General features: G+C 49.1%; 12 protein-coding genes. 8 read left to right on the top strand and 4 right to left on the bottom strand.

Annotated features, from left to right (window positions below; translation table 11 throughout):
- The first annotated feature begins 44 nt into the window (after window positions 1–44).
- Window positions 45–146, top strand: a complete 102-nt coding sequence (locus tag ABH897_RS19880) for a sporulation protein YjcZ (protein WP_082067271.1) — start codon at window positions 45–47, stop codon at window positions 144–146.
- A gap of 153 nt (window positions 147–299) precedes the next feature.
- Window positions 300–2,108: a peptidoglycan D,D-transpeptidase FtsI family protein gene (locus tag ABH897_RS19875; RefSeq protein ID WP_404521004.1), complete on the top strand. Its 1,809-nt coding sequence runs from the start codon at window positions 300–302 to the stop codon at window positions 2,106–2,108.
- Here ABH897_RS19875 and ABH897_RS19870 read toward each other — a convergent pair.
- Window positions 2,063–3,217, bottom strand: a complete 1,155-nt coding sequence (locus ABH897_RS19870) for an AI-2E family transporter (RefSeq protein ID WP_283652947.1) — start codon at window positions 3,215–3,217, stop codon at window positions 2,063–2,065. The two genes, ABH897_RS19875 and ABH897_RS19870, sit on opposite strands and share 46 nt — an antisense overlap.
- Before the next feature lie 268 nt (window positions 3,218–3,485).
- On the opposite strand from ABH897_RS19870, the gene ABH897_RS19865 reads away from it, so the two are divergent.
- Window positions 3,486–4,883 (top strand): polysaccharide deacetylase family protein, encoded by a 1,398-nt coding sequence (locus ABH897_RS19865; RefSeq protein WP_283652946.1) that lies wholly within the window; start codon window positions 3,486–3,488, stop codon window positions 4,881–4,883.
- Window positions 4,884–4,972: 89 nt separating this feature from the next.
- On the opposite strand, the gene ilvD is transcribed toward ABH897_RS19865, so the two are convergent.
- The 3 genes from ilvD to ABH897_RS19850 all read right to left on the bottom strand — a co-directional run bounded on the left by ilvD (window position 4,973) and on the right by ABH897_RS19850 (window position 8,357).
- Window positions 4,973–6,661 carry a dihydroxy-acid dehydratase gene (ilvD, locus tag ABH897_RS19860; protein WP_044648168.1) on the bottom strand — a complete coding sequence of 563 codons (1,689 nt, stop codon included), beginning with the start codon at window positions 6,659–6,661 and terminating at the stop codon, window positions 4,973–4,975.
- Between the two features lie 237 nt (window positions 6,662–6,898).
- Window positions 6,899–7,147 (bottom strand): KGG domain-containing protein, encoded by a 249-nt coding sequence (locus ABH897_RS19855; protein WP_014282920.1) that lies wholly within the window; start codon window positions 7,145–7,147, stop codon window positions 6,899–6,901.
- 175 nt (window positions 7,148–7,322) lie between these two features.
- Complete coding sequence (locus tag ABH897_RS19850; protein ID WP_404521003.1) at window positions 7,323–8,357, bottom strand: acyltransferase family protein; 1,035 nt, start codon at window positions 8,355–8,357, stop codon at window positions 7,323–7,325.
- Window positions 8,358–8,672: 315 nt separating this feature from the next.
- Here ABH897_RS19850 and ABH897_RS19845 point away from each other — a divergent pair, with 315 nt between their 5' ends.
- From ABH897_RS19845 to ABH897_RS19825, 5 genes are all read left to right on the top strand, one after another.
- Window positions 8,673–9,479 carry an alpha/beta fold hydrolase gene (locus ABH897_RS19845; RefSeq protein ID WP_404521002.1) on the top strand — a complete coding sequence of 269 codons (807 nt, stop codon included), beginning with the start codon at window positions 8,673–8,675 and terminating at the stop codon, window positions 9,477–9,479.
- 15 nt (window positions 9,480–9,494) lie between these two features.
- Window positions 9,495–10,274, top strand: a complete 780-nt coding sequence (locus ABH897_RS19840) for an HAD family hydrolase (RefSeq protein ID WP_404592601.1) — start codon at window positions 9,495–9,497, stop codon at window positions 10,272–10,274.
- Entirely contained in the window at window positions 10,262–11,005 is a 744-nt protein-coding gene (locus ABH897_RS19835; RefSeq protein ID WP_283652941.1) for an NAD-dependent protein deacylase, read from the top strand. The genes ABH897_RS19840 and ABH897_RS19835 overlap by 13 nt, the downstream gene beginning before the upstream one ends.
- Before the next feature lie 84 nt (window positions 11,006–11,089).
- Window positions 11,090–12,109 (top strand): L-glyceraldehyde 3-phosphate reductase, encoded by a 1,020-nt coding sequence (mgrA, locus tag ABH897_RS19830; RefSeq protein ID WP_283652940.1) that lies wholly within the window; start codon window positions 11,090–11,092, stop codon window positions 12,107–12,109.
- Window positions 12,075–12,296, top strand: a complete 222-nt coding sequence (locus ABH897_RS19825) for a hypothetical protein (protein ID WP_404529695.1) — start codon at window positions 12,075–12,077, stop codon at window positions 12,294–12,296. The genes mgrA and ABH897_RS19825 overlap by 35 nt, the downstream gene beginning before the upstream one ends.
- Window positions 12,297–12,309: the final 13 nt, after the last annotated feature.

Below are 12,309 nucleotides of genomic sequence, written 5' to 3'. Positions count from 1 at the left end.
TACATATGCTGAAGTGTACTACACATCAAAGGAGGGATCGAGCCATGGGTGGATTTGAAGGTGGTTACGGCGGTTGGACTTCTACTGGTGCAATTTTGGTACTCTTTATTCTGTTGGTTATCATCACTAAAGCAATTTGGATTTAGTTCGTAAATAATCGTGAAGGCAATGTTCAATAACTAACCACTCGGCTTCTCAAGCTGGGTGGTTTTGCTTTTCAATAAAACGACATGCCATATAGCATACAGAATGGAAAAAACATTTACAGGACATACTACTGGAAAAAAGATGAAAGAAGGATGCATGTGCCGAGGCGTGGCAGCAGTTTTATTCGAAAACGTCGCATAGCATATATGGCTGTGGGCATTACGACATTGCTACTCATTTTGCTGTTGCGGCTGGCCTGGATACAGGGGACGGCGGGTATCCAAATGTCTGCTTACGGGGGGCATTCGCTCAAGGAAATGTCTGTACGCCAGCGGCAGGAGGGCATTGCAATAGACTCGGGGCGGGGACAATTTACGGATCGGTACGGACGACCGTTAACTGGAGGCGTGGTATGGACGCCAGTGCTTTTTCCTGATGTAGACGGTAAAACAGCCGGGCATGGAGAACAGCTTGCCAAGCTGCTGCGGACAAATAAGAAGGAGCTGCTGGCTCAATGGAAGGGGCTGCAATCCCCGCTGTTATGGCGAGACGGGCATGGACAACCCCTGCATATCAAGCCGGATGAAGCGGACCAACTGCTTAGCCTCACACCTTCTCTGGTAGAGCTTGTACCGTATTCGACACGCTACAACAATGTACCCAATGGCAAGCAGTGGCTTGGATTTCTGTACGAACGACCAGATCGACCGGGGCAATTGCCAATCGGGGCAGCCGGGCTGGAAAGAACGCTGGAGCCACTCCTGAGTGGTGTGGGTGAAACCTTCGTTTCCCGATTTGTGGATGCACAGCGCCGTCCGCTGGCTCATTTGCCGTTACGTGTCAGTGCCCCGTCCAATGGCCACTATCCTCTACAGGTCCAGACGACCATTGATCTCCCATTACAGCAGCAGCTTGAAAAGCTGACGGAAACCAATCATCTGGCAGAAGGGGCGGTGGTTGTGCTGGATGCGGGGAACGCCGATGTGCTGGCGATGGTGTCTCGTCCTTTTTATAACCCTGGTCGCGTCGATCCACAACAGACCACAGGTTGGGCTAACCGTGCGCTCAAGGCAGTGACACCCGGCTCTATTTTTAAGCTTGTTACGGCTGCTGCTGCGCTTGAATCGGGGGTAGTCCAACCGAAGGAGCAATTCCATTGTCACGGGACCTATGGGAAGTATGGTTTGGCATGCTGGAAAAAAGAAGGACACGGCGCTCTGAACCTGGAGGAAGGGCTCGCCGTATCCTGTAATATCGTGTTCGCTCATCTGGGTGAACGGCTTAGCCCTGCCCAAATTCAGGCCACAGCCTCTGCGCTCGGATTGAGCCGGACCGTCGGCTGGCAGGAGCGGAATCTTGCAGGCATGTCGCAGTTCAGTCCATTGGATCACGAAGAAAAGGGAGCCGTATTCGGCTCCCTTACAAATGCGACTGATCCGGGTGTACGTGTCCAGACAGCTATAGGCCAGCGAGACGTGCTGGTCACGCCCCTCCAAGTCGCCAATCTCGTCGTGACATTGCTGCATGATGGTCAGGTGCATGCTCCACGGCTGGTGAAGCACGTCGGCTACGCAGACGGAGGTACGTTGCTGGATCTGCCAGCTCACGCTTCTCTATCACCCGAAGGAAGCCATCCGATTCACGCTTCCACAGCTCGTACGCTTCGCGAAGCGATGGAGAAGGTCGTAGCCCACGGCACAGGTGCATCCTTGCGTGGCAAGTCGTGGCATCTGGCTGGAAAATCGGGCACAGCCCAGGCTCTAAAGGATGGTCAACCCGTGAATCACCAATGGTTTATCGGGTATGGCCCGGTGAAGCACCCTCGTTATGCCGTTGCCGTCTTGGTACAAAATGCGCCACAGCATTCTGCAAATCAGGCAACAGCACTGTTTGGTCAAGTGATGGACCTGTTAGCTCAATTTTCCTCGGTCCCACGAGAAGCTACACGCTCTTCCTCCTGAATTTTGACGATAAAGGGAGGCTCCTCGAATTCTTCTGTCGGAAATCGAATCCATTGCTGCAAATAGCCTTGCTGCCATAATTCCTTCAGTAAAATGATCAGGATTGGAGACAGGATCAACCCGGCCAATCCGAAGATCGACAGTGAGATGATGGCAAAGGAAAGCATCAGATAAGCAGATGAAACACCGATGGAATTACCAGTGATTTTAGGCTCTGCCAGCTGGCGGACGATTACCGTTACAGCCATGACAATGAGCAGCCCTACAGCCAGGCCGGTGTTGCCCGTGATGAACAAATAGACTGCCCACGGAATAAAAATAACAGGTACACCCAGCAGTGGCAAAATATCGAACAAAGCCGCCACAAGAGCCAACGACAGGGCATTATCCACCTGCAAAATGAGTAAACCTATAAATACGAGAACAAAGGTAATTCCCACCAGCATGGCTTGTGCCTTCAGAAAGGCTGAAATCGCTTTGAGTACATGATTTTTCAGAAAAAGATAAGCGGTTTTAAGCGTCTTGGGTGTTTTACTGCGAGCAATGCCCTTCCAGAGATTGATCTCCATACTTAAAAAGAAAGCTAAAATAATGGCAACTGCAAAGTTGCCCATAAAGACAGTGAAGGAGCTGAGAAACTGTATGAAAAAGGAGAGCCCCAGCTGTGCCCATTTGGTGGCAATGGCGGTCGCAGTTTCAAAATAATCGTTAACACGTTCGGTAATCCCCGGCGGCAAAGCGGCAATTTTATCTTGGGAAAGATGAAGATACCGTGTGAATTCCGTTTGGATAATCTGGGTATACTGTGGGAGATTTTGCGCCACTTTCGTAAATTGCGTAACCAGAATCAGACCTAATCCAAAAAAAATAGCGAGTAAAAGGATGATAAACAGCAAAACAGAGAGTGCGGAAGCGAAGGGCTTCTTCATACCTTTACGGTGGAAATAACGGGCCACAGGTTCAATGCACCAAAACACAACGAACGACAGGAATACAGGGGCCGCGAGCTGATACAGCTTACTGGATACGAACATAATTAAATACACAGTTAATACAATCAGGCCGATATCAAAAACGGTCCGCCAATATTTTTTGTACAATGGAAGCATATGTATACAACGACTCCTTTAAGATTTTCACCTATTGTACACTAAATTGGATCTCTATGCTGCTTACACAGTGCTAAAATACAGAATCAAAACCGACAGTATAACCGCCTAAAGCAGCAACGGGTTAGCCCAGTAGCTGATCGTTATGCTCAAGAAAGAATGCAGCAAAATCTCGGCACGCTTACGTCTTTGTGATAACATAAAAGTAAGTGAGTTTTCCTCAGGAAGCCTGCTTGGTAGTCCAGAAATAGAAAAGTGGGGATAAAACGTGCAGACTTTACTGTTATGGATGTTTTACATTTCAACTTTTTATGCTTTTATTCCGGCGCTGGTCAGTCGAATGTTTGGATTTCGGGTGTTTCGGCGGGGCAAAAGCGAGCAAGAGTATGCGCTCACCTTCGATGATGGTCCTGATCCAGTGTATACGCCGCAGTTGCTTGATTTGCTGAAGCGTTTTGATGCCAAGGCTACTTTTTTTGTCGTAGGCGTACATGCGGAAAAACACCCGGAGCTTTTGAAACGCATGCATGACGAAGGTCACTTGATCGGTATTCATAATTATGTGCACAAATCGAATTGGCTTATGCGGCCCGTCACGGTCAGAAGACAAATTGCCCGGACAGAGGCTGTTATTCGCCGGGTAACCGGGGAAGGAACGACCTTTTACCGCCCACCATGGGGAATTGTGAATTTCTTTGATATTTCCAACTCGAATGGTCGCCGAATCGTATTATGGTCCTCCATGTTTGGGGATTGGAAGGCAAGCATCGGAGCAAAACAGTTGGCTGAGCGGATGCTCAAAAAGCTGAGGGGTGGCGAGGTGATGCTGCTCCATGACTGCGGTACAACACTGGGGGCAGACGCAGGCGCTCCGCAAAACATGCTGATTGCGCTGGAGAAGCTGTTGGTGGTTGCCCAAGAACGGAAGCTGCGCAGCGTACGTGTCGATACCTTATTTTGTCGTGAGTCTGCCAGCAGACCTGCTACTACCGAAACATCCAATACGAGTTGGTTTAAAAGAACGTTAGTATTCGGATGGTTGCTGTATGAGCGGCTATTTCACGTTCTGTTCCGTCTACGTCCGGTGCGTAAGGAGGACACGATCTTTTATTACAAGCGTAGTATCTATCACGGGCCAAATGTGAACATGGAGAACGGCAGGTGGCTGGAAAAAGGGGACGCCGTGGTTGAGCTGCATTTTGATAATAAAATGCTGTTTCAGTTAGGCACAACCGCCAAGTCTATGGTGCATTTGGCCATTCAACTGATTCGGATTGTAAAACGACAACTTCCTGATCTCGCCTATCGAATTGCGGATGACCCCAAAATGAACGGTATTAAGGCCATCTATGCAGTGAGTATGATTAATCGGGGACCGGAGAAGCTGGGTTTTCAGATACGAGAGCTTCCCAAGGGACTGTTCAGGATAGCGTCAACCTTATATTTAAAGCTGTTATTTAGTGTTATCCACCCTTCCGGCCCAGAGCGGTTGAATGAAAAAAGGGACGAGATGGTGCCGAAGATGATTGTGATGCCGATTGATACTCTGTTTGACCGTTTCTGGCTGGGGGATTCATACCCTACGGATCAAGGCCAAGGCAAAACCGATCCTATTCAGGAAGCAGTTAGAGCCTCGCAAGCAGCAGATACGAGATCAAGTAGTTGAATTAACGCTAAAAAAGCCTCCCAACCCCTGTGATCAGGGTGTTCGGGAGGCTTTTGTTTATTCGTTTTTAAAACATATCATGATAAGGATTAGATTTTCATAATACCGCCGTTGCTTGCATTGGTCACCAGCTTGGAGTAACGTGCCAGATAACCTGTTTTAACCTTCGGCTCGAAGCCTTTCCAGTTTGCGCGACGACGTTCAAATTCTTCGTCACTAATTTGCAGCTCAATCGTACGATTGTTCAGATCCAGCTCGATAATATCACCGTCCTCAACAAAAGCGATAGGGCCGCCTTCTGCTGCTTCGGGGGAAATGTGACCGATGGAGATACCACGGGATGCGCCTGAGAAGCGTCCGTCTGTAATCAGGCCGACCTTGGCACCAAGTCCCATACCGACGATTTGCGAAGTTGGAGCGAGCATTTCAGGCATACCCGGTCCACCCTTAGGACCTTCATAACGGATAACAACAACGTGGCCTTCTGCGATTTTACCATTGGCAATACCAGCCAGCGCATCTTCCTGTGAATCAAAGCAGATGGCAGGACCTTTGTGATAACCACCAACAGACGGATCAACTGCACCGACTTTAATGATGGAGCCTTGCGGTGCCAGATTACCGAATAATACAGCCAAACCGCCGCGTTCGGAATAAGGGTTGTCCAGCTTGTGGATAACATTGGTATCCAGAATTTCCTGCCCCTCTACGTTTTCACGGATCGTTTTTCCGGTTACGGTAATACAGTCACCATGCAGTGCGCCTGGCTTCTTCAACAATTCATTCAGCACTGCGCTGACACCGCCTGCATTATGAACATCCTCGATATGATAGTCGGAAGCAGGTGCCAATTTGGACAAATGAGGTACGCGGTTCGCCACTTCATTGATCCGTTCGATAGGGTAGTCTACTTCAGCTTCATGAGCCAGTGCCAATGTGTGCAATACCGTATTGGTGGAACCACCCATTGCCATATCCAGCGCAAATGCGTTATCAATAGCTTCTTTAGTCACGATATCACGTGGTTTCAGGTCCAGCTTGATCAATTCCATCAATTGACGTGCAGATTGTTTAACGAATTCTTTACGTTCTTCCGCTACTGCGAGAATGGTGCCGTTACCAGGCATAGCCAGACCCATTGCTTCAGCGAGACAGTTCATGGAGTTCGCTGTGAACATACCTGAGCAAGAGCCACAAGTTGGACAGCCGTATTGTTCTAATTCCAGCAGGCTTTGATCATCGATTTTACCAGCCTGATAGGCACCTACGCCTTCGAAGACGGAGGTCAGGGAGATAGAGCGCCCGTTCTTGTCTTTACCAGCTTTCATGGGGCCGCCGCTGACGAAAATAGTCGGGATGTTCACGCGCAATGCGCCCATCATCATGCCGGGTGTGATTTTATCACAGTTTGGAATGCAGACCATGCCGTCAAACCAGTGAGCGGAAACGACAGTTTCCAGGGAGTCGGCAATAATTTCACGGCTTGGCAGAGAATAACGCATACCAATGTGTCCCATGGCAATGCCGTCATCTACACCAATGGTGTTAAACTCAAAAGGTACGCCGCCTGCCTCACGAATGGCTTGCTTGACAATTTTGCCGAATTCCTGCAAATGGACGTGGCCCGGTACGATGTCGATATACGAGTTACACACCGCGATAAATGGTTTGTCAAAATCTTCTTCTTTAACGCCCGCTGCGCGCAGCAAGCTGCGGTGAGGAGCGCGGTCAAAGCCTTTTTTAATCATATCGGAACGCATTTTCGTCTTAGCTGTCATGATGCTGGTTTCCCCCCAAAGTTAAAAAATGGTATGGCGTTCGAATGACGCCGAATTAGCGCAGATGTTTTCTAAAGAGTCTATCATACATGTGCGCATATTTCTACATATATAGAAAGTAATCGATTGGATTTTTGTGATGTCGGCAAAATATGAAAAAGCCCACTCCGCAATAAAGCGGGATGGGCTTGAGCTTGCTTTTATAGTTACGAAGGGTGTTTTATGTGGTACTGCACATTAATTTCTGCCGCCTTTGCGTCCAATGTCCCTGTAGAAATCTTTGTCATGGGACTCAGCCGTAGCATCGCCGCCACGTTTACCAATTTCCTGATAAAATTCTTTATCGTGGGAGTTAGCGGTAGCTTGCCCGCCTTTTTTACCAATCTCCTGATAAAATTCCTTGTTGTGCTTCTTGGATGTTGCTTCCCCACCCATACGACCTGCCTCTTCGCGACTCATTTTACCTTGATCCTGATTACGTGCCATTACAAATCACTCCTTTATGAAAAGTTGTTTTTTGTTGCGCGCATCCTTTACTTACCACATCATGCCTTGATGAAACAGGCCCCTTGCTAAGTAAAGAGGATCAGGGTCCGCCTAGTTCTTCGTCTGATAGCCGTTTGTCGCGTACTGACGCTTGTTATAGGATGGACATAAAAAGTTATGCGGATCGTTTAAAAAGATAAGGAGACGGCTTAAGCATCCAGTCAACCCGTGGCTCGATTAAAGGATGTGTTGCATTTCGCACCCAAGGCAGAGTCAGTAGACAGCACAGACCCGCAGCACACGCTACGATCAGAATCACTTCCACCGGAGTGTCTATATAATCGTAAATCCCCTTGGCAGCAGCGGTACGGACAATCAGACCATGGAGCAAAAAGACGTATAATGTCCGCCGCCCCATTTCAGTCATACGTCCGGTGACGGCTGGAACAAAGCTCAAAAACGCGATAGCCGCTATGAATTGCACTCCGTAAATGCCAATGCGGTAAATCCCCGCATACCATTCGGTATGACCCAGCTCACCATAAGTCATGCTGCCATACAGCCAGCCTGCCGGAATGCCGTAGTACGACGTTCCCGCCAGTACCATAAGCAGAAGGGACACTACGCCTGCGATCACACGGACTGGAGTCGTGAAGAAGCGACGAACATCGGCATAATGCAGATGATACCCTGCTACGAAAAAGGGCAAATAAACAAAGGTTCTGCTTATGCTGAGCCAGATGCCATCCACTGGTAGATACCCGACAAGGATACCCAGCAGCACGGAGATACCTATTTGGACAACAGGTGACATTCCCTGGAAAGCAAGCATCAGCAGTCTCCAGCAGATATGGCTGGCGAGGAACCATAGCAGCAGATAAGGTGCAAAAAAAGAATGATGAATATGGGGAACATGGAAGAGTGCAGCATCCAATATCGAATAGAGGGTTTGAAAAATAAGATATTGCATACCGATCTGAAGCAAGACTTTCCGGCCTGCGTACCCAGCTAACGATGTTTTGGCAAAGTACCCTGTAACGAGCACGAACAACGGCATATGAAACATGAATATCCAGCTAAACCATTGCTGGGCGATGTGAAGCGAGCCAACCAAGGGCTCCAGAGCATTGCCTGCAAATACGCATATGATCAGCATAAAGCGCAAATTGAGAAAGAAGCTTTCTCCTTGTATGTCATGGCTTGTCGTCATGTAATTCCCTCCGAACGGCACTCAGCCGAGTAAACTCTGTGCAAAATAATCCTTACAAGGAACAAGGTACGATACTCTGAGTCTTACCATTGTGATTTTATTCACAATTGTAAGCGCTGTCATATCCTTATTATGTGGCAGAAGCTTGAACAGGGGACAAAGACCAGGCAAATGTCTGGAAATGTCTTCTTATTTGACCCTGTGTGCGCAACGATGGTACCCTAACAAGGTTATAGATAAGCTGATTTACGCAGCAAAAAATTTCATACACCAATCATGAATCATGAGGTACGAAATACGAAAGGAACCTTTAAAATGAGAAGAAGGACGAGAAGATCATACAGCTCATATGGGACACGCACTCCCCGGAAAATATGGAAAATTCTATTGGGTATCCTGATTGTCATTGTGCTTATCGCAGGCTGGGGAGCATGGAAGGTATTCACGCCCTATCAGCCTGATAGCACAGCTACTGCTGCATTAGCAGAATCAGCCGATGCTGTGAAGGTGAACGAACAAGAGTATTGGGTTGGTTTTGAGCCTGTAAAAAGAATCGGTGCCGGAGTTATTTTGTACCCGGGTGCGTTGGTGAAGCCCGAAAGCTACGCTCCTTTGGCCCGCCGTCTGGCGGAAAAGGGTCATCATGTGATCATTGCAAAAATGCCGCTGAACCTTGCACTGACTTCCCCGGATTTGGCGGGTGAGGTGTTGAAGGCATATCCGAAAGAAACCTTTGTGATCGGAGGCCATTCGTTAGGCGGTGTTATGGCTGCCCGTTATGCCGCTACACATCCCGATCAGGTCAAGGGCGTATTTTTCCTTGCTTCCTACCCGGACAGTAAGGGGAATTTGAAGGATAAAAATCTGCCGGTCATTTCCCTGCTTGGAAGTGATGATGGAGTTATTAAAATGGATAGTGTTCAAAGTGGAAGGGCTTATCTACCAGCCAATACGCTGTATTTTACAGTTGAGGGCGGCAATCATGCCCAATTTGGCAGCTACGGAGCCCAAAAAGGAGATAACCCTGCGAAAATTAGCCCGGCCGAGCAATGGAATCAAACGGTTTCAGCTTTGCAGGACTGGATGAAAGAGAGTGTAGATTCAGCTCCAAAAAACCAGTAAAAGGAGGTGGGCTGCATGTCTGAGTTAGTCGTGCAGGGACAGCGGTTTCCATGCCGTGGCATTTTATTGGACAAGGATGGCACGCTGCTGGATTTTATTCAGTTGTGGGGTCCCTGGGCCCGTTCTATACTGGATATGTTGGAACAGCATCTTGCTGTGGCAGGTACTGACTTTACGGTGGAAAAAGGCAGTATTTTAGGTACCATCCACGACCCCGAGGGGCGCGTGATCGGCTATGATCCTTCCGGCCCGCTGGCGATGGGGACGGTGGATGAGACCACGGGCGTGCTGGCTTGGCAGCTTTATACTGCCGGTGTACCATGGAATGAAGCAGTGAGGCTGGTTCGGGATTTTAACAAAATGGCGATGGCTGATGTGCGGCGACATCGGGCCGCGAAGGTGTTTCCGGGTTTACGCACGTTACTGGAGCAAAGCCGCCGTGCCGGATTGAAGCTGGCGGTCGTGACCTCTGACAGTACAGAGGCTGCGCAGGAGCACCTGGAGTGGATGGGGCTGACGTCATATTTTGACGAGGTCATCGGACACGACAGAGTTACATACGGCAAACCGGACCCGGAAATGGCTGAAAAAGCCTGTGCTTTGCTAGGACTGTCGCCAGCGGATGTAGCTGTCATCGGAGACAGCAACGGGGATATGCAGATGGGCAAGCGTGCCGGGGTGCGGCTGGCCATCGGATTTGGGTCAGAGCCGGAACGTTCCGATCATTTGCTGGATGCGGACATCATCGTCCGCGGATATGAAGAGCTGGAGGTGCGTGAAACATGGACAAAGTAAAAACGTTGGCTGAATGGATACAGCAATCACAAAATATTGTTTTTTTCGGCGGGGCGGGTACGTCGACGGAGAGCGGTATCCCGGATTTTCGTTCGGCGGCTGGTCTGTATCAGAGTGAGGAAAAATTGCCTTATCCCCCCGAGGTTATGCTTAGCCGTTCTTTTTTTGTAAAGCATCCTGAAGTGTTCTTTGGCTTCTATCGCAGCAAAATGCTGCATCCGGATGCGGAGCCGAACGGCTGCCATCGTTTCCTTGCATCACTGGAACAGCAAGGGCGACTCAAAGCGGTCGTGACGCAAAACATTGACGGATTGCATCAGGCCGCAGGCAGTGTGGATGTGCTTGAGCTTCACGGCTCGGTGCATCGCAACCATTGTATGGAATGCGGGCGCTTTTACAGTCTGAACGAAGTGATGGACAGCTCTGAGGTGGTGCCCAAATGTCCAGTAGACGGGGGAATTATCAAACCGGATGTCGTTTTATACGAGGAAGAGCTGGATCAGGATACGCTTGTCCGGTCCATTCAGGCTATCTCGCAGGCCGATCTGCTATTAATTGGAGGAACCTCGCTGACGGTACATCCTGCGGCGGGACTGATTACTTATTTTCACGGTAAACATACGGTATTGCTTAATACAGACCCCACTTCATATGATCACAAGGCGGATCTCCTGATTACCGATCCCATCGGCAGGGTTATGGGAGAACTCGGCAGTCAATTGAGTTTGTAATCGTTTTCTTGTCAACGGCCGGATAAAAGCGCTATGATGTTGTTGTAATGGACATAACAATGTTTCGAGAGAGGCTGGGATAGCATGGTTTATTTGGCTGGCGATGATCGTTATGAAAATATGAAATATAACCGCACAGGGAGATCTGGCCTTAAGCTGCCTGCCATTTCACTGGGCTTGTGGCACAATTTTGGTGGGATCAACAATGCAGAGAACGGCCGTAACATGGTTACCCGTTCCTTTGATCTGGGGATTACGCATTTTGATTTGGCTAATAACTATGGTCCTCCGGCGGGTTCGGCAGAGGAATTTTTCGGACAAGTGTTGGCTAGTGATTTGAAGCCGTACCGGGATGAGATGGTCATTTCGACCAAGGCGGGCTATTATATGTGGCCAGGACCTTATGGTGATTGGGGCTCACGCAAGTATCTGATATCCAGTCTGGATCAGAGCTTGAAGAGATTGGGTATGGATTACGTCGACATATTTTACTCCCACCGTTTTGATCCTGATACGCCGCTGGAAGAAACAATGCAGGCTCTGGATCATATCGTACGTTCCGGCAAAGCGCTGTATGTGGGCGTGTCTAATTATAGCGCGGAGCAAACGGCAGAAGCCGCTCGTATTTTGAAGGAGCTGGGAACACCGCTGCTGATTCATCAGCCAAAATATTCTCTGCTCGACCGCTGGATTGAAAACGGGTTGCAGGATGTACTGGACGAAAACGAGATCGGCAGCATTGCCTTTTGCCCCTTGGCTCAGGGATTGCTAACCAATAAATATTTGAACGGAATTCCCGAGGATTCGCGTGCAGCGAGTGCATCTGTCTTCTTGAATGAAAACAATGTGACACCCGAAACACTTCGTAAGGTGCGGGCGCTCAATCAAATGGCAGCTGCGCGCGGACAAAGCTTGGCTCAATTCTCGTTGGCCTGGGCTCTGCGTGGTGAGCGTCTGACCTCCGTCCTGATTGGGGCCAGCCGTGTGAGCCAAATTGAAGAAAACGTTGCTGCCTTGTCCAATCTGGACTTTTCACAGGAAGAGCTGGATCGGATTGATTCGATTCTGAATGCCGGGAACTTACAGGACGGCGGCACAGCCTAATGCTCAAAAGCTATTCCATCATCATCGGTATAACGTGCAATTTTTCATACCCAATATACACGCGACAGCCCGCATCGTTGAAGGATGCGGGCTGTTTGCCATTTTCCAAACCATACCAGCTTGGTCGTTGCTCATTCATGCTGGAACTGAGGATCAATCATCAGACGGAGCAGGGCAGGACATGTGATCGGTTAAAGTCT

Origin of the sequence: Paenibacillus sp. RC73 (genome assembly GCF_044908085.1) — a bacterium.
In the GTDB taxonomy this organism is placed as follows: Bacteria; Bacillota; Bacilli; order Paenibacillales; family Paenibacillaceae; genus Paenibacillus; species Paenibacillus terrae_A.
Note: the sequence above shows the minus strand (reverse complement) of the source record. Positions and strands in the feature narration are given on the sequence as shown.